This window comes from Rhizobium sp. NPDC090275 (assembly GCF_044772225.1).
Lineage (GTDB): Bacteria > Pseudomonadota > Alphaproteobacteria > Rhizobiales > Rhizobiaceae > Rhizobium.
The window spans coordinates 101,342-119,330 of record NZ_JBIVYL010000011.1 but is presented as its reverse complement, the minus strand read 5'-3'; the positions used below and the strand labels follow the sequence as shown (position 1 = coordinate 119,330).

Below are 17,989 nucleotides of genomic sequence, written 5' to 3'. Positions count from 1 at the left end.
ATCGTGTCAGACGAGAGAGAGGCAATCCTGGTGACCGGCGCCGCCGGCTTCATTGGCTCGAAGCTTACCAAAGCCCTCTTGGAGAGAGGCGACAAGGTGATCGCGACTGATGTCGCGCCACCGCGCCAGGCGCCTGAGACGGAGTTCTACGTCGCGGATGTCCGCGACATCACCCGACATGCGCCGGTTATCGCGACCCGCTGCAAGGCCATCGTCCATTGCGGCGGCATTTCGGGGCCGATGCTGTTGGGCGACAACCCTGGAGAAGTGCTCGACATCAACATCCGCGGCACCAGCCAGCTTCTATCAGTTGCAGCGGCGTCCAGCATCGCCCGCTTCGTCGGGCTTTCGTCGGTCTCCGCCTATGGACACACGCCGGGCCTCGATCTTGTCGACGAGACGGCGCCGCTGACCGCTTCGACCTTCTATGGCTCGAGCAAAGCGGCGGCCGACCTTATCCTGCAGACCTATGCCGAGAAGTGCGGGTTGAGCGCCGTTGCGCTCAGGATCGGCTGGGTCTACGGCCCGGGCCGCATGACCGACGCGCTGATCCAGCCGATCGTACGCTCGGCGGCGGAAGGTCCCTATCGGCTCGATGCGGGCGCCGATCATCGGCTGCAGTTCGTCCATGTCGATGATGTGGTTGCCGCGATTATCTGCTCCCTAGAGGCTGCGGTACCGCGACGGGTTGCCTTTAACATCAACGGCGCGGAAACGGTCCGCGTTGAAGAGATGCTGGCGACGATCGCCGCACAGATGCCGACGGTGCGCGCCCGGATCGGCGGCGGTTCCTTGCCCGGAGCTGACATACAGGGCCGCATGCTGCTCGACGCCGCCGCAGCGGAGCTCGGCTGGGCACCGCAGATCTCATTCTCAGATGGGCTGCATGCCTATGTCGAATGGTTGCAGTCAAACCCCTATTGAGGTTCTCCATGGGCGAGTTTTCCGGACGCAGGATCATGGTCACGGGCGCTGGCAGCGGCCTCGGATTGGCAACAGCCAATTTACTTTCGAACGAGGGCGCTGTCGTCATTGGCGTTGACTTGCACTTTTCCGACGAGCTATCCGATAGCGTCTGCACCCATACCGCCGATGTCTGCGACCGCGCGGCTCTGGCGGAGATCGCCGCGGGTGCTGCGGCACGCTTCGGCCCGATCGAGGGGCTTGCCGCCTTCGCCGGCATCGAGATGCCGGGGCGGCTTGACGAGATTTCCATCGACCAGTGGCGGCGCGTGTTTGACATCAACGTCATCGGCTCCGCCAATGCAGTGGCAGCGCTCCTGCCGGACCTTTCGAATGCCGGAAAATGTGCTTCGGTCGTGCTGTGCTCATCGCAGCTCTCCCTTTCCGGCGGCCGCGACTGCGTCTCCTATGCCGCCTCAAAGGGCGCGATCAATGCCATGACACGAAGCCTTGCCGTCGATCACGCCGCAAGCGGCTTGCGCGTCAACGCCGTGGCACCGGGGGCGACGCAAACGCCGATGATGGATCGGGCTTTCACTGGCGTGTCGCTGGAGGCGCAGAATGCCGCGCGGATGCGCCACGCACTCGGTCGCTTCGGCAAGGCCAGCGAAACGGCACAGGCCGCCGCCTTCCTGCTGAGTCCGCGTTCGAGCTTCATCACCGGCGTGGTGCTGCCGGTCGACGGCGGCTGGACGGCCGCCTGACCCAAGGCATCGAAGCCGGTGTGATCAGGATGAGCAAGGTCTGTGGTCGCCTGACTTAGGAAACAGCGCGCCTCCAAATGGCTTTTCCAATAGGTCGGGCAGTTTTACAAACAGAAGACGCTTCCTTAGCCAAGGCAAGCGGCCCGCCTTGGGCGGGCCGTGGCATCGATCTCAGCGCGAGGCGGCGGTGCCGTATGGCACGTTCTGGCCGCCGTAGCGGCGGACGCGGACATTGGCCTGCTCGGCATGGCCGACGAAGCCTTCAAGCATCGACAGGCGCGAGCAACGGGCGCCGACCAGAGCGCTCGCCTGGTCGGTCAGCACCTTCTGATAGCTGCAGGTCTTCATGAACTTGCCTACCCAGAGACCACCGGTGTAGCGGCCTGCCTTCTTCGTGGGCAGCGTATGGTTGGTGCCGATGACCTTGTCGCCATAGGCGACATTGGTGCGCGGCCCGAGAAACAGGGCGCCATAGTTCGTCATGTTGGCCAGAAAATAATCGGGGTCGCGGGTCATCACCTGCACATGCTCGGAGGCGATCTCGTCGGCAACGGCGAGCATCTCGGCATCGTCCTGGCAAAGGATCACCTGGCCGAAATCGTCCCAGGACCGGCGGGCGATATCCGCCGTCGGCAGGATGGCAAGCAGTCGCTCAATCTCAGTAATCGTCTCGGTCGCCAGCTTGCGCGATGTCGTAAGCAGGATCGATGGTGAGGTCGGCCCGTGCTCGCCCTGGCCGAGTAGATCGGTGGCGCACATTTCGGCATCGACACTTTCGTCGGCAATGACCAAGGTTTCCGTCGGGCCGGCGAAAAGGTCGATGCCGACGCGGCCGTAAAGCTGTCGCTTGGCCTCGGCCACGAAGGCGTTGCCCGGGCCGACCAGCATGTCGACTGCGCCGATACTCTCGGTTCCAAGCGCCATGGCGCCGATCGCCTGGACGCCGCCAAGCACGAGGATCTCATCTGCGCCCGCCATGTGCATGGCGGCGACAATTGCCGGATGCGCGCCGCCGCGGAAGGGCGGGGCGGCTGCGACGACCCGCTTGACGCCGGCCACCTTGGCGGTGAGAACGCTCATATGCGCCGACGCAACCATGGGGTACTTTCCGCCAGGAACATAGCAACCGACCGAGTTGACGGGGATGTTCTTATGGCCGAGAATCACGCCTGGCAACGTTTCTACCTCGATGTCGCGAAGGGCGGCCTTTTGATGCTGGGCGAAATTGCGGACCTGCTGCTGTGCAAACTTGATGTCGTCGATATCGTCGGGCGAGACCTGATCCATGGCTGAAGCGATCTGCGTCGGCGTCAGAGCGAAGCTCTCGGGCGACCAACTGTCGAACTTTTGGGAGAGCTCGCGCACAGCTGTATCGCCGCGCTTGGCGATATCGGCGAGAATGGTCTCGACAGTATGGCGCACGTTGGCGTCGGCTTCTTCCATGCTATCCTGTTTGGCAGCAGTTTTTATGATCTCAGGCATAGGCATCTCCCGTTTTGCATGCGTATTCATTAATGCTCGTTCATGCCACCTGTCAATCATCTGTGGATGGGACGGCGAATTTTGACAGAGAGTTGAACAAATTGCATGGACACGGCACTTGGAAGGCTTTTCCACAGGCTCGAGGCCTGATAGAGAGAAACGTGACATAGTGTGGTTGGTTTTTTGCATGCGAATGCGAGGGAATTGAATGGCTGAGGGAAGACACGTCAGGGCAACATCGTTTGACGTGGCTGCGCTGGCGGGTGTTTCGCAATCGGCCGTATCGCGCGCCTTTACGCCTGGATCAAGCATCAAGGAGACGACGCGTCAGAAAATCGTCGATGCGGCGCGCAAGCTGAACTATGTCCCGAATTCCATTGCCAGCAGCCTGACCAAAAATCGCTCCAACATCGTGGCGCTGATCGTCGGCACGCTGGACAATCCTTTCTATGTCCATACGCTTAAAGCTTTCAGTCAGGAGTTGCAGGCGCGGGGTCGGCAGATTCTGACCTTCACTCTGTCAGAGGCCATGGGGACCGACGAAGCAATTCTGAAGGTTCTGCAGTACCAGATCGAGGCGGTCATCCTGACATCAGCGCAGTTGTCGACACGGATGATCAACATGTGCCACGATCGCGGCATACCCGTGGTCCTGTTCAATCGCTATATCCCGCACAGCGGGGCCTATGGCGTACGTTGCGACAACGTCCGCGGCGGCCAGATGATTGCCGATGCTTTCCTGGCGGCCAAGGCCAAGTCCTTCATGATGATAACAGGCGATCCGAACGGTACCACTAGCCAGGATCGCGTTCGCGGTTTCGTCGATCGGCTGCTGCAAGCGGGAATATCGCGCGACGCCATCATCGAATATCCCGGTCGCTCGTCTTATGAGGGCGGCGGCGCGGCCGTGGATATGCATGTATCAAAAGGGCTGCCGCTGCCCGACGCCATTTTCGGCATTGCCGACATCATGGCGATGGGCGCGATCGATACGCTGCGTTCGCGCTATCGCAAGCGCATTCCCGACGACGTAATGATTGCCGGTTTTGACGGCATTCCCGAAGGCGCCAGGGCGCCTTACCAGCTGACAACCGTCTGCCAGCCGATCGATGCCATGGTCAGCGAGACGCTGGAACTGTTGCATCTCGATGACCCCATCAAGGAATTCGATCTGACCCGCGACCGACCGATCGCTGGTACGATGATCTGGCGATCGACGATCCCGGTTCCCGACGACAATTGAATCTTCTTGTATTTCGCATTGGTACGATCGACCCTGCCGTCATCCGGCAGGGTCTTCGTGTTGCATTTATTCCGCGGCCTCGGCCGGTGGGAAATAGCCGAAGTTGAAGGGTTCGGGCGCACCGCGAACCGTCTTCATTTCCAACCGCAACGCGACCGTGGCCGCTTCGTCGACCTTATCGTCGCCAGTCAGCACCACGCCGTAGGCAGTCTTGGCCTTCTCACGCGAGACCAGGTCATACTGGACATCACGGGCCACGGATTCCGCCGGCCGGTCCAGCGGGTCGCCCCAACCGCCGGAGCCGGCAGTGTTGAAGACCACGACATCACCTGCGTTGACCGTTAGGTTGTCGATCTTCGAGGGAATGCGCTCACGGTTCCCGGATCCGTTGCGAACCAGCCACTTGCTCGAGGTGCCACCGAACTCACCGCCATTGATGCCCCAGGGGGGCACCACTTCTCGGTCGTCGTGGATCGAGACCTTGCCGGGCTCGAGCAGGCGATAGACCTTCTCGATGCCCGCACCGCCGCGATTGAGGCCGGCTCCGCCGGAATCACGGATCGGACGATAGCTTTCGACCAGGACGGGATAATAGTTCTCTATATATTCGATTGGGGTAGCTGAGAAGAGCGGCCACCAGGCGTGGCCGTCCAGACCGTCGCCGCGCGGGCGACCCGGTACGCCGCCGAACAGAAGTTCCATCAGCTGGAAATACTTGTTGTCCTTGTCGTGGCCCGTGAAGATGAAGTGCGGGCTGGTGCCGTAGCCGGCCGCCATCGACAGATGCGGCGCGCGCTGGCCGAGTGCGCCGGCCTGGCAGTCGAAGAAGCGCGTATGGGTGTTCAGGCGGTTCGAGAGCGCCGCGGGGAAGCGCGGGTTGAGGAGGCTGCCCTCCGGAAGCACGACCTCGAAGAGATCGTAAAAGCCCTCGTTGAACAGGATCGACGGATCGAAGGCCATGATCATGTAGACGCCGAAGAACAGTTTGCAGAGCCCTTCATGGATGTGAAAATTGATCGGCCCTTCGGCCTGATCGTCTGTTCCTGTCCAGTCGAATACCGCCTTGTCGCCGCGCTTGTAGATCGACAGGGTCATCTTGAACGGGCCGTTCCCGACGCCGTCATCGTCGACGTAGTCGGTGAAGCTCACCGGCTCCTCGGCGATATACTTGTCGATCAACACTTTCATGGCTTCACGAGTGCGCTCGAGCAGCATATCGCAGGCACTCATGTAGGTCTGGCGGCCGAAGCGGTCGCAGAGCTCGCGCACCCGGGTGGCCGCTGTCCGGCAGCCGGCGACGAGCGCCATAAGGTCGGCTCGGTTCATGTCCGGCGTGCGGGTGTTGTTAAGCATGATGTCGAGCACGCCCTTGTTGAGCACGCCTTTGTCAAAGATGCGCACGGGCGGGATGCGCAGGCCCTCTTCCCAAATGCTGCGGGCATCAAAGGGCATGGAGCCGGGCACCTTGCCGCCGACATCGACCATGTGGCCGAAGATCGACGAGAAGCCAACGAGAACACCCTCATGGAAGATCGGCTGCATCACGCACCAGTCGTTGTTGTGCGAGATGGAGCCCTTGCAGGCGTAGGGGTCGTTCCAGACGAAGACATCGCCTTCGTTCAGGTCGCCCTCAAACTGCTCGACGATCGCCGGGATGTAGGAGCCGAACTGGCCGACGACCATCTGGCCGCGTTCGTTGCAGATCATCGGGAATTCGTCATGCTGTTCGCGGATGACGGGTGACAGCGCGATGCGCACGACGACGCCGTCCATCTCGAAGCGCGCATTCTTCAGAGCGTTCTCGATGATGTCGAGTGTTATTGGATCCACTTTTGTCATGTCAGTTTTCCTTCGAGTTCGGCCAGATCAGCACGTTGCCATGGGCGTCGAGCTGGGCATAGTGATCGGGCAGGAGAACGGTCGTGGTGTCGTACTGGCGGATGATGGCCGGGCCGGCGATCTTCTCACCGATAACCAGCTTAGAGCGGTCGTAGTTTGGCGTATCGATCCATCGGCCTTTGAAATAGCTCGGCCGCGTCTCGATGAGCGCTTCGCCGCTACCGGCGGCGGCAGCTGCCGCCTCTTCGACGGGCATCGTCGCGCCCGTGGCGATGACGCGCAGCGCCACCAGCTCGACCGGCACGTGGAACCGCACACCGTAGAGCCGCTCATGCGTCTCATGGAACTTGTCGAACACCGGCTTGAGGCTGCCGCGATTTGCAAGAACGCCGCTGTCGAGATCGATCGCGACTTCGAAGCCCTGCTGCTCGTAGCGCAGGTCGAGCGAATACCGCAACGAACGGTCGGCGGCCGGAACGCGCTCTTCGTCGAGCCACGTCACCGCCTTGTGCTCCAATTCGCGGAAACGGCGCCACACGTCGGCTTCGTCGAGACCCGATGTCGAGCGGATGAAGGTCTGAACGAACTCGTTCTTGAATTCCGATTCCAGGAAGCCGAGGGCGGAAAGCACCCCGGGATTGGCTGGAACAACGACCGGATAGCACCCGAGTAGCTCTGCCATGGCGTTGGCATGCAGTGGGCCGGCGCCGCCGAAGGCCACAATGCCGAAGTCACGCGGATCGAGGCCGCGCTGGACTGTGATCACGCGTAACGCTCCTAACATGACCTCGTTGGCGATATCGATGATGCCCTGTGCCGCATCTTCCGGCGACAGGCCGATCGCTTCGCCGATCTTGGCAACCGCCTTGCGGGCGTTGTCGACATCGAGCTTCATCTCGCCGCCGAGCAGGACCGGCGGCAGGTAGCCGAGCACGACATTGGCGTCGCTGACGGCAGGTTCGGTGCCACCACGGGCGTAGGAGACCGGGCCTGGGCGGGCGCCGGCGCTGCGCGGGCCGACGCGCAGCGATTTTGTCAGTTCGGAGACCTCGGCGATCGAGCCGCCGCCGGCGCCGACGGAGCGAACGTCCAAGGTCGGCACCTTGGCCGGGAATGATCCCACCTCGGTCGAGCGCGAGATGGTCGGCTCTCCGTCGATGATGACGGAGACGTCGGTGGAGGTACCGCCCATGTCGAAGGCTAAGAGTTTGCCGATACCGGTGCGTCGCGAGACCATGACGGTTGAAGTGACGCCGCCGGCCGGGCCGGAAAGGACCGTGTGGACTGGTCGTTCAGAGGCTGCCTGGGCGCTCATCAGGCCGCCGTCGGAGCGCACAATGTGCAGGCGGGCCGTCACGCCCTCGGCCTTAAGCCGCTTTTCGATCTGCGAAAGATAGCGCTTCATGATCGGCCGGACGTAATCGTTCATGACCGTAGTAATGGCCCGGTCATACTCGCGGAATTCCGGTAGAATGTCCGACGAGAGCGAGACCGGAATATCTGGATAGCGCTCACGGACGATCTGGCCGAGCATCACCTCGTGGACGGGGTTTGCGTAGGAATGCATGAGCGAAATCGTCAGCGCTTCGATACCGGACGAACACAGATCGTCGATCAGTTCGACGGCGCGCGCGCGATCGAGTTCGCGGACGATTTCGCCGCGGGCGTTCATTCGCTCGGGGATGCCGCGTGTGTCGGCAAGCGACGCAAGCGGATCAGGCTTGTTCATGACGATCCAACCGAACAGAGGCCCCGGCGTCCAGGATTTTGCAAGGTGCAGCGTATATTCGAAGCCCTCGGTCACCAGGAGACCGACGCGCGCGCCCTTGTTTTCCAAAACGGCATTGGTTGCGACCGTCGTCCCATGCAGGACAAGCGAGATGTCCGCCGGCGATATGCCCGCCTTCTCGCAGATCAACCGAACGCCGTTGGCGACACCGATTGATTGGTCCTCAGGCGTTGACGGCGTCTTAGCCTGATAAGTCCGCTTCGTTGAATCGTCATGAAGAAGCAGATCTGTAAACGTTCCCCCGACGTCGACTCCCAGTCTCATCGTTTTTCCTTCCTCTGAATTTTGCATGTCTGCATGGTTCAAATTGATATTGCATGCGCATGCAAGATCACTATAATGCGATCATTCAGGCGCGCAAGGCGTTAAATTTGCGGGCCGCGATTTTTGTCCGTCGCTGTTCTAAGCGACTCTTTTTGGAGTTTGCCGCAAATGGATTCCACGCCCGCGCAGGCGCAAACACTTTACGACAAGATTTGGTCGCGTCATGTCGTTAAGGATTATCCCGATGGCTCCTCCCTTATCTACATAGACCGGCATCTCGTTCAGGAGGTTTCCAGTCCGCAGGCCTTTGCCGGAATTATCGACGAAAAGCGCGCATTGCGTCGGCCTGAGGCCCATATTGCTGTCGCCGACCATGCTGTTCCGACAACAAACCGCAGCGGCAAACTGCCGGACGGCCTGGCTGCACGCCAGGTCGCGCGGCTCGTGGAAAACGCCGAAAGATGCTCTATTCCCTATATACCTATGAACGACCGCCGGCATGGCATCGTCCACGTGATTGGTCCGGAAATGGGCTTTACGCTTCCAGGCATCGTGCTTGTCTGCGGCGACAGTCACACCTGTACGCATGGCGCTTTTGGTGCGATTGCTTTCGGAATCGGCGCCAGTGAATGCGAATGCATTTTTGCGACGCAAGCGCTTCGCCAACGCAAGCAGAAGCGCATGCGCATCCTGCTCGAAGGAGAGCGGCCTAACGGCGTCGAAGTCAAGGACCTGATCCTTGCCATCATCAATCGGATCGGCGTCGGCGGTGGCATCGGCCATGCTATCGAATATGCCGGCTCGGCCGTCCGCGCCCTCTCGATGGAAGAGCGGATGACGTTGTGCAATATGTCGATCGAGGCTGGCAGCCGCGTTGGCATGGTGGGACCGGATGAGAAGACCTTCGCCTATCTCAAAGGCCGGCCGCTGGCGCCAACCGGTACGCAATGGGACGCTGCCGTCGACAGTTGGCGCGATCTGGTCACCGACGAGGGCGCTGTGTTCGACAGCGAGGTCGTCATAGACGTTACGGGACTTGCACCCTTCGTCTCTTGGGGCACGACCCCCGAAGAATGCGCGCCGATCAACGCGGTTGTGCCCGATCCGGCACAGGAGGAAAATGTGTCGCGCCGAGCCCGCATGCAGCGCAGCCTCGACTACATGGGTCTGACGCCCGGCCTGGCGCTTTCCGACATCCGCATTGATCGCGTCTTTATCGGATCCTGTACGAATGGCAGGATCGAGGATCTGCGCAAGGCCGCCGCCGTCGTTGCCGGCCGCAAGGTAGCGAACAACGTCGCCGCCATTGTCGTGCCGGGCTCCGCCGCCGTCCGCCTCACGGCCGAGAGCGAGGGGCTTGATATCATCTTTCGCGACGCCGGCTTCGAGTGGCGCCAGTCAGGTTGTTCGATGTGTGTGGCGATGAACGATGACCGGCTGAACGCGGGCGAGCGCTGCGCGTCGACCTCCAACCGAAATTTCGAAGGCCGTCAAGGCAAGGGCGGGCGTACCCACCTGATGAGCCCCGCCATGGCCGCCGCCGCCGCCCTGACCGGGCATTTGACCGATATCAGGGAAATGGGGCCGCTACATGAAGCCGTTTGAGAGGATCGACAGCGTCGCTGCCTGGCTCAACGAGGACGAAGTTGATACCGACATCATCTTTCCTGCGCGCTTCCTGCTGCTGCTAGATAAGACCGGCCTTGGCAAGCACGCCTTCCATGAGCGCCGCAATGCCAGATCCGGCGCGCCCTTCGTGCTCGATACGCCGCCTTTTACCGAGGCGGAGATCTTTGTCGGCGGCAAGACGTTCGGTACCGGCTCCAGCCGCGAGCAGGCGGTCTGGGCGATGGCCGATTTCGGCATCCGCTGCGTGATCGCGCCAAGCTTCGGGGAAATTTTCTTTGCCAATTGCTTCAAGAACGGCGTGTTGCCGGTCATCAAGACGGGTGCCGACCTAGAGGCTATCCAGGCGGCAGCGGCGGCCGGTAAGCGTTTCAGCATCGATCTCGCCGCGCAGACGATCGCCATCGGCAACGAGCTGACATTGACCTTCGAGGTCGATGCCTTTCGCAAGCAAGCCTTGCTGAAGGGCTTGGACGAGATTGGCGCAATTCTTGCTGAGGATGTGGACGACATAAGCGCATTCGAGGCGCAGCAGCGGCGAACCAGCCCGTGGCTCTATCTAGCCAAGAAGCAACTGGAATTTTTTGACGATTTGGACAAGGGGACATCCATTGGCTGATACAGAAAGCCTCGGCGACAACTACAAGCGAGCCTTCGGCAAGCGTATCGGCTACGGTAAGCGCCCGGCGCTCATCATGATCGACTTCGTCGAAGCCTATTTTGATCCGACCTGCGCCCTTTATGCCGGCGTCGAAGATGCGCTCGCTTCGGCGCTGCGACTTCAGAAGGTGGCGCGCGAAACCGGTGTACCGGTGCTTTACACCAATGTCGTCTATCGACCGGGCGGCGTCGATGGCGGCCGCTTCTATCAAAAGTCCATGGTGCTGCATAATTTCGAGCAGGGCAGCCCAATGGGCGAGTGGCCGAAGGGCCTTTGTGTGGATGCCGGTGAGATCGTCATCTCCAAACAGTATCCGAGCGCTTTCTTCGGCACGTCGCTCGCCTCGACACTGACGGCAATGGGCGTAGACACACTGATCCACACCGGTCTTTCGACCAGCGGCTGCGTCCGCGCCACGTGCGTCGACTGCTGCTCGCACGGCTTCATTCCGATCATCGTTCGCGATGCGGTCGGCGATCGCCACCAGGCGCCACACGAAGCGAACCTCTTCGACATGGATGCCAAATACGGCGATGTCGTCGGCGAGGACGAAGTCGTTTCCTACATGCGTTCCCTTGAAAGATAATCCATGACCAGACCCAGTCTCAAAGCTGCCCTCCAGGCCGGCACGTTCGTCGTCGCGCCCGGTATCCACGACATGATCGCCGCCTCCGTCTTCAATAAGATGGGCTTTGATTTCGCCTATGCCTCCGGCTACTGGATGACCGCATCCGCCTACGGGCTTCCGGACGCCGGCATCGCCACCTATTCACAGATGGTCGATCGTGTCCGCACGCTCTGCGAGACGGTACGAGCCGGCGTGATCGCCGATGCCGATACCGGCTATGGCGGCCTGCTCAACGTGCACCATACGGTCATCGGCTATGAAGAGGCCGGCGTCGCCGCCGTCCAGATCGAGGACCAGGAATTCCCGAAGAAGTGCGGCCACACGCCGTTCAAGCGCATCGTGCCGGTTCTCGACATGGTCGAGAAGGTCAAGGTTGCGTGCGAGGCGCGCACCAAGCAGGACACGCTGATCATCGCTCGCACGGACGCTCGCCAGAGCGAGGGCTTCGAGGGCGCCCTGAAGCGCGCCGAAGCCTACGGTGAAGCCGGTGCCGACATTCTCTTCGTCGAGGCTCTGCAGAGCGAGGAGGAAATGCGCGAGGCCTGCCGCCGTCTAAGAAAGCCGACTATGGCGAACATGGCCGATGGCGGCCTGACGCCGATACGCAGCGCCATGGAGCTCTCGGCGATCGGTTACAGTTGTGCCATCTACCCGGCGATGACCGGTCTTGCTGCCGCTCAGGCTGTCGAACATGCGCTTTCGGTGCTGAAGACCGAGGGAACCTCCAACTCGCCGAACCTGCCGCTCTTCTCCTTCAAGGAGTTCAATACACTCATCGGCTTCGAGGAAGTCTGGGCGTTCGAGCGCAAGTGGGCCCGGCCAACCGAAGAAACGGTGAAGTGAGATGGCCAAGGTCGCCTGCATCGGTACCGGTCTGGTCGGTTCCGCCTGGGCCGTGGTTTTTTCTCGTGGCGGTCACACGGTGTCGCTGTTCGACAGCGGCGGTGGCGAGGTCGAGCCGAGAACGCGGGCGGCCATCCTCGAGACGCTGGAAATGCTCGACCGATCGAGCGCTCTGACAGAACCGGTGGCTGATATCGAGGCACGCATCAGCTTCGCGCCGACACTCGCCGACGCCATTACCGACACCGTGCACGTGCAGGAATCGGTCAAGGAAGACATTCAGGTCAAGCAGGCGGTCTTCGCAGAAATCGGCCGGCATGCGCCGGCTGATGCCGTGCTTGCCTCTTCGACCTCGGCCTTTGCCGGCTCGCTGTTCATGGATTTTGATGGCGCCGAGCGCGGCCTCGTTGCTCACCCCGTCAACCCGCCGTCGCTGATCCCGCTGGTCGAACTCTGTGGCACGCCGAAGACAAGCGCGGAGACCGTCGAGCGGGCAAAGACCTTCATGACGGAACTTGGCATGAAGCCCATCGTCATCAGGAAGGAGATCGACGGCTTTATTCTTAACCGGCTGCAATACACGCTTGTGGCCGAGGCGTTGCATCTGGTCGGGGAGGGCTATTGCGACGCAGCAGACATCGACAGGGTTATCACCGATGGGCTGGCGCTGCGCTGGTCGACGATTGGCCCGTTCGAGGTCGCCCACCTAAATTCGCCGCATGGCTACGAAGGCTTTGTCAATCATCTGGGCGACATGATGCGGCGTATGGGACGCAACGCCAACACCGCCTACGACTGGCCGGAAGGTTTGACTGAGGCGGTGCATGCCGAAATGGTCAAGCGGGTGCCGCTGGACCAACTCAAGGCCCGGCAGGCCTGGCGCGATGAAAACATCCTGGCGACGCGCCAGGTGCAGCACGACGCCGAAAAGCGCTGAACAGCAAAAAACAACAATGGGGAATGCAATGACAGACGATACGCGATCGGCCGAACTGGTCGATCACTTCAAGCTTGGGATGCGTCGGCTTGCCGCCGGCGTCTCGCTTATAACGACGGCATCGGGTGGAAATCGCGCCGGCTTGATCGCCACGGCAGTCAGCTCCGTCAGCACCGAGCCGCCGACGCTGCTCATTTGCGTCAACGAGAGTGCGTCCGCACATAGCGTCATCCAGGAAAGCGGTGCCTTTTGCGTCAACGTTCTGCCGGTCGGATGCCTGGACATTGCCGGCCAATTCAGCAGCACGGCGCGCAAGGGCGAACGCTTTCAGGACGGCGACTGGTTGGAGCTGGCGTCCGGAGCCCCCGTTCTATCGGCCTCGATCGTCGCTTTCGACTGCGAAGTGGCGCAGTCGATAAAATATAACACCCATTCGATCTTCATTGGCAAGATTCTTGCAGTGCACCTTGGAGCGGAAGAGGTCACGCCGCTGATCTATTTTGACCGCACCTTCCATCGGGGTCTTGCCGAGATCGCACGGTAAAATCCAGTCATAGCAGTCAGGAGTTGGGAATGAAGATTCTCGTCCCGGTAAAGCGGGTGGTTGATTACAACGTGAAGATCCGCGTGAAGCCGGATGGCACGGGCGTCGAACTGGCCAACATCAAGATGTCGATGAACCCCTTCGACGAAATCTCGGTGGAAGAGGCGCTTCGCCTGAAGGAAGCCGGCAAGGCCGAGGAAGTGATCGTGGTCTCGATCGGTCCGGCCAAGGCTGAAGAGACGCTGCGCACCGCGCTCGCCATGGGCGCCGACCGCGCCATTCTGGTCGAGACCGACGACCAGGTAGAGCCGCTCGCCGTAGCCAAGATCCTGAAGGGCGTTGCAGACGCCGAACAGCCTGGCCTCATCATCGTCGGCAAGCAGGCGATCGATGACGACTCGAACCAGACCGGCCAGATGCTGGCGGCATTGCTCGGCACCGCGCAGGCCACCTTCGCTTCGAAGATCGAGATCGGCGATGGCAAGGCAACCGTGACCCGCGAAGTCGACGGCGGCCTGCAGACCATCGACGTCAAGCTCCCAGCCGTGGTCACCACCGATCTGCGTCTCAACGAGCCGCGCTACGCTTCGCTGCCCAACATCATGAAGGCGAAGAAGAAGCCGCTCGACAAGAAGGCGCCGGCCGATTTCGGCGTTTCCACCGCGCCGAAGCTCAAGGTGCTGAAGACCGAAGAACCCTCCGGCCGCAAGGCAGGCGTCAAGGTCGCATCGGTCGCTGAGCTCGTCGAAAAGCTCAAGTCCGCTGGCGTCCTCTAAGGTTCGAGAAAGGAGATATCATCATGGCCATTCTTCTTCTGGCTGATCACGACAACGCAACCCTTTCCGACCAGACCGCCAAGACGCTTGCGGCAGCCGCCAAGATCGGCGGCGATGTGCATGTGCTGGTCGCCGGCAAGGGCGCCAAGCCCGCAGCCGACGCCGCCGCAAAGCTGTCCGGCGTCTCCAAGGTCCTGCTCGCCGAAAGCGACGAGCTTGCCAACAATCTGGCCGAGCCGCTGGCCGACCTGATCGTTTCGCTGGCAGCGAGCTACGACACCATCATCTCGGCCGCCACCTCGGTCGGCAAGAACGTGCTGCCGCGCGTCGCAGCCCTGCTCGACGTCGCCCAGGTCTCCGAGATCATCGAAGTCGTCTCCGCCGACACCTTCAAGCGCCCGATCTATGCCGGCAACGCCATCCAGACGGTGCAGTCGACCGACGCCAAGAAGGTCATCACCGTCCGTACGGCTTCCTTCGCCGCTGCCCCTGAAGGCGGTTCGGCGTCGGTCGAAGCGATCCCGGCCGTATCCGATCCAGGTCTCTCGACCTTCGTCAAGGACGCGCTGTCGACCTCCGACCGTCCGGAACTGACCTCGGCCAAGATCATCATCTCCGGCGGCCGCGCGCTGGGTTCCTCGGAGAAGTTCCAGGAAGTCATCCTGCCGGTTGCCGACAAGCTCGGTGCCGCCGTTGGTGCCTCGCGCGCCGCCGTCGATGCTGGCTACGCGCCGAACGACTGGCAGGTCGGCCAGACCGGCAAGGTCGTTGCGCCCGATCTCTACATCGCCTGCGGCATCTCCGGCGCCATCCAGCATCTGGCCGGCATGAAGGATTCGAAGGTCATCGTCGCGATCAACAAGGACGAGGAAGCACCGATCTTCCAGGTCGCCGATTTTGGCCTCGTCGCCGATCTCTTTGAAATCCTGCCGCAGCTCGAAAGGGCTATTTGAAGGGGAGGGCACAACCCGAAAATCTGGAGGGGGGCCGGATTTTCGTCAGACTGCAACAGAACTCCGAGCAACAAGGGGAACCTAGAAAATGGATATCGGTGTTTTTATTCCAATCGGTAACAACGGCTGGCTCATCTCGACCAAGTCGCCGCAATACAAGCCTTCCTTTGACCTCAACAAGCAGGTCGTACAGAAAGCAGAGAAATACGGTCTCGACTTCGCATTATCGATGATCAAGCTTAGGGGGTTCGGCGGGCAATCGGAATTCTGGGACTACAACCTCGAATCTTTCACGCTGATGGCCAGCCTTGGCGCCGTGACGCAGAAGATCAAGCTTTTCGCCTCGACGGCGGTACTGACTTTGCCGCCCGCGATTGTCGCGCGCATGGCAGCAACGATCGATTCCGTCGCACCTGGACGTTTCGGCATCAATATCGTCTCCGGATGGCAGATGGCTGAATACGATCAGATGGGAATGTGGCCGGGCGACAAGTATTTTGGCTATCGTTACGATTACTCCAGCGAATACGTCCATATCATGAAGACGCTGTGGAAGGACGGCGTCTGCACTTTCGACGGCACGCACTTCACCATGAAGGACTGCCGTATGCTACCGACGCCGCAGAGCAAGATCGAGATCGTCGCTGCCGGGCAGAGCCCACGCGGAATGGAATTTGCCGCCACATATGCCGACTATAATTTTGTACTCGGTACGGGTATCAACACTCCCAAGGCCTATGCACCGGGCAACGAGCGGTTGATCGAGGCTGCTGCAAAGACTGGGCGCGACGTCGGCGCCTATGTGCTGTTCATGGTCATTGCGGACGAAACGGATGAACTTGCCCGGGCTAGATGGGAAAGCTACCGTGACGGTGCCGACTTCGACGCATTGTCATGGATGGCCGATCAAGGCGGTAAGGATGTCTCAGCCGATGCGTCTTCGACAGCGAAGTCGATCAATCTGCCGGAAGGCGCTGTCAACATGAACATTGGCACACTCGTCGGCTCCTATGAAAACGTGGCGAGAATGCTGGACGAAGCTGGTGATGTCGCCGGCACCAAGGGCATAATGCTGACCTTCGACGACTTCTTGATCGGGCTCGATCAGTTCGGTCAACGGATCCAGCCACTGATGCAGAGCAGGAGCCACCTATCCGAGGCTGCCTGAAATAACACTTGTAACGCGGTCCTGCGGCATGCCTTGCCGCAGTGGCCTGCGGTGAGCCTAAAATGGGAGAATGGACGCATGGCCGATCCAGTACTGAAGAATGCAATCAAACCCGGTCAATGCATTGTCGCGCCCGGCGTTTACGATCTGATCTCGGCTTTGATTGCCGATAGGATGGGCTTCCAGGCACTTTACGTCACTGGCTATGGCACCATCGCTTCCTATCTTGGCCTGCCGGATGCCGGTATCGCCACCTATCGCGACATGCTTGAACGCATCGCCCAGATTGCCAAGATGACTAAGACACCGATCATCGCCGACGCCGACACGGGTTATGGTGGCTTGCTCAATGTCCGCGAGACGGTTCGCGGCTATGAGCAGGCAGGCGTCAGCGCCATCCAGCTTGAAGACCAGGAGTTCGCAAAAAAGTGTGGCCATACTCCGGGGCGACGCGTCATTCCAACGCAGGATATGGTCGACAAGATTCGAGTCGCCGTAGACAGCCGTTCGAGCAGTGACTTTTTGATCATCGCCCGCACGGATGCCCGCACGGCCCACGGACTCGATGATGCAATCCAAAGAGGACAGGCTTATGCGCAGGCAGGCGCCGATATCGTCTTCGTCGAATCGCCAGAAAGTCGCGTAGAGATCCAAGCGATTGCCGCGGCAATCGACAGACCGTTACTCGCCAATATGGTCAATGGGGGCCGCACGCCACTGGTTGCGAGGGACGAGCTCGCCGACCTCGGATACTCGCTGGCCATCTATCCGGCGCTTGGCTTTCTTGCTCACGGCCATGCCGTCCGACAAGCCTATCAAGACCTGCAGGACAATGGCATTACCACCGACGCTATCGATCTCTATCCATTTGAGGAGTTCAACCGTTTGCTAGGCTTCGAGGACGTATGGGATTTCGAGAAGACGTACGCGCGGTAGGAAAGTCCGCCAAGCGAAGGCATTAATAAGGGCCGCATCGCGTCTCGTTCTGGATGAGGCAAGCGTGGGACCTCGGAGGTTTGTTTCAGCACGTTCCGCAACCAGAGTTTTCCGCTCCCGCCCGATACGACGGTTGTCGTCCTCCTCGGGTGTAAGAAGTTTGACCATCGAGCATGCGCGGGGCTCGCCACGTTCCCACGCCATCAAAGCGCGGATCAGCGTTTCGCCGTCGATGCGATCGGTCTTCGCCCGGCGATGCCGGCGCGGCTTGGCAATCGATGCCGCCTCCACAATGTGGCTCTCTATCCAAGGTTCTTTGCTGAGCACTCGACCCAACCAGAAGCCATCAAGCCCAGCCTCTTGGATTACCACCAGCGGATAAAGCTTGTCTTTACGCCGCGTGGCCTTCTGGCGAAGTGCGGCAAAACACGAGAATAGTTCGGCGGTGTCGCCTCCAGTGATAGTATGGCGAGACATCTTTTCGCTTCCAGGCGATAAAGCCGTTACGAGCCCTGTCGCTTTGCTCAATTCCAACGAGACGAAAATTGCGCCAAGATCGATGGGGGTAGCGGTCTGTACTTGAATTTGATCTGCTGTCATCGGCATGATTGGCCTCCAGAGAGTTTTCGAGCG

16 protein-coding genes and 1 pseudogene are annotated in these 17,989 nt (G+C 60.7%); 13 read left to right on the top strand and 4 right to left on the bottom strand.

Going from position 1 to position 17,989, the window contains the following annotated elements; translation table 11 throughout:
- Window positions 1–3 precede the first annotated feature (3 nt).
- Both ACIQUB_RS24820 and ACIQUB_RS24815 read left to right on the top strand, forming a co-directional pair.
- On the top strand, window positions 4–924 hold the full coding sequence (locus ACIQUB_RS24820) for an NAD-dependent epimerase/dehydratase family protein (RefSeq protein ID WP_402933217.1): 921 nt from the start codon (window positions 4–6) through the stop codon (window positions 922–924).
- Window positions 925–932: 8 nt separating this feature from the next.
- Window positions 933–1,667, top strand: a complete 735-nt coding sequence (locus ACIQUB_RS24815) for an SDR family NAD(P)-dependent oxidoreductase (RefSeq protein WP_402933214.1) — start codon at window positions 933–935, stop codon at window positions 1,665–1,667.
- Between the two features lie 171 nt (window positions 1,668–1,838).
- Here the strand turns inward: ACIQUB_RS24815 and hisD are convergent, their stop codons facing one another.
- The gene (hisD, locus tag ACIQUB_RS24810; RefSeq protein WP_402933211.1) at window positions 1,839–3,149 is read right to left on the bottom strand and encodes a histidinol dehydrogenase; all 1,311 of its coding nucleotides are present in this window, start codon (window positions 3,147–3,149) and stop codon (window positions 1,839–1,841) included.
- A 208-nt stretch (window positions 3,150–3,357) separates the two neighbouring features.
- Between hisD and ACIQUB_RS24805 the strand changes: the two genes are divergently transcribed.
- On the top strand, window positions 3,358–4,392 hold the full coding sequence (locus ACIQUB_RS24805) for a LacI family DNA-binding transcriptional regulator (protein WP_402933208.1): 1,035 nt from the start codon (window positions 3,358–3,360) through the stop codon (window positions 4,390–4,392).
- Between the two features lie 66 nt (window positions 4,393–4,458).
- Here the strand turns inward: ACIQUB_RS24805 and ACIQUB_RS24800 are convergent, their stop codons facing one another.
- Window positions 4,459–6,231, bottom strand: a complete 1,773-nt coding sequence (locus ACIQUB_RS24800) for a hydantoinase B/oxoprolinase family protein (RefSeq protein ID WP_402933205.1) — start codon at window positions 6,229–6,231, stop codon at window positions 4,459–4,461.
- 1 nt (window position 6,232) lies between these two features.
- A complete protein-coding gene (locus tag ACIQUB_RS24795; RefSeq protein WP_402933202.1) occupies window positions 6,233–8,284 on the bottom strand; it encodes a hydantoinase/oxoprolinase family protein in 2,052 nt (683 codons plus the stop codon).
- 168 nt (window positions 8,285–8,452) lie between these two features.
- On the opposite strand from ACIQUB_RS24795, the gene leuC reads away from it, so the two are divergent.
- The 10 genes from leuC (at window position 8,453) to ACIQUB_RS24745 (ending at window position 17,356) form a co-directional block, all read left to right on the top strand.
- Window positions 8,453–9,889, top strand: coding sequence for a 3-isopropylmalate dehydratase large subunit (gene leuC, locus ACIQUB_RS24790; protein ID WP_402933200.1), 1,437 nt, complete (start codon window positions 8,453–8,455; stop codon window positions 9,887–9,889).
- Window positions 9,876–10,529, top strand: a complete 654-nt coding sequence (leuD, locus tag ACIQUB_RS24785) for a 3-isopropylmalate dehydratase small subunit (protein ID WP_402933197.1) — start codon at window positions 9,876–9,878, stop codon at window positions 10,527–10,529. Before leuC ends, leuD begins: the two co-directional genes overlap by 14 nt.
- Window positions 10,522–11,157: an isochorismatase family protein gene (locus ACIQUB_RS24780; RefSeq protein WP_402933194.1), complete on the top strand. Its 636-nt coding sequence runs from the start codon at window positions 10,522–10,524 to the stop codon at window positions 11,155–11,157. Before leuD ends, ACIQUB_RS24780 begins: the two co-directional genes overlap by 8 nt.
- A gap of 3 nt (window positions 11,158–11,160) precedes the next feature.
- Window positions 11,161–12,042 (top strand): oxaloacetate decarboxylase, encoded by an 882-nt coding sequence (locus tag ACIQUB_RS24775; RefSeq protein ID WP_402933192.1) that lies wholly within the window; start codon window positions 11,161–11,163, stop codon window positions 12,040–12,042.
- A 1-nt stretch (window position 12,043) separates the two neighbouring features.
- Window positions 12,044–12,979 carry a 3-hydroxyacyl-CoA dehydrogenase gene (locus ACIQUB_RS24770; protein ID WP_402933189.1) on the top strand — a complete coding sequence of 312 codons (936 nt, stop codon included), beginning with the start codon at window positions 12,044–12,046 and terminating at the stop codon, window positions 12,977–12,979.
- A gap of 28 nt (window positions 12,980–13,007) precedes the next feature.
- Complete coding sequence (locus ACIQUB_RS24765; protein WP_402933186.1) at window positions 13,008–13,523, top strand: flavin reductase family protein; 516 nt, start codon at window positions 13,008–13,010, stop codon at window positions 13,521–13,523.
- Between the two features lie 29 nt (window positions 13,524–13,552).
- A complete protein-coding gene (locus ACIQUB_RS24760) occupies window positions 13,553–14,299 on the top strand; it encodes an electron transfer flavoprotein subunit beta/FixA family protein (protein ID WP_402933183.1) in 747 nt (248 codons plus the stop codon).
- A gap of 23 nt (window positions 14,300–14,322) precedes the next feature.
- Window positions 14,323–15,252 (top strand): electron transfer flavoprotein subunit alpha/FixB family protein, encoded by a 930-nt coding sequence (locus ACIQUB_RS24755; protein ID WP_402933181.1) that lies wholly within the window; start codon window positions 14,323–14,325, stop codon window positions 15,250–15,252.
- Between the two features lie 88 nt (window positions 15,253–15,340).
- Window positions 15,341–16,420 carry a pyrimidine utilization protein A gene (gene rutA, locus ACIQUB_RS24750; RefSeq protein WP_402933178.1) on the top strand — a complete coding sequence of 360 codons (1,080 nt, stop codon included), beginning with the start codon at window positions 15,341–15,343 and terminating at the stop codon, window positions 16,418–16,420.
- A gap of 78 nt (window positions 16,421–16,498) precedes the next feature.
- Window positions 16,499–17,356 (top strand): oxaloacetate decarboxylase, encoded by an 858-nt coding sequence (locus ACIQUB_RS24745; RefSeq protein WP_402933175.1) that lies wholly within the window; start codon window positions 16,499–16,501, stop codon window positions 17,354–17,356.
- Between the two features lie 90 nt (window positions 17,357–17,446).
- Here ACIQUB_RS24745 and ACIQUB_RS24740 read toward each other — a convergent pair.
- Window positions 17,447–17,956 (bottom strand): annotated as a pseudogene (locus ACIQUB_RS24740) (IS110 family transposase); the annotation flags it as partial.
- Window positions 17,957–17,989 lie beyond the last annotated feature (33 nt).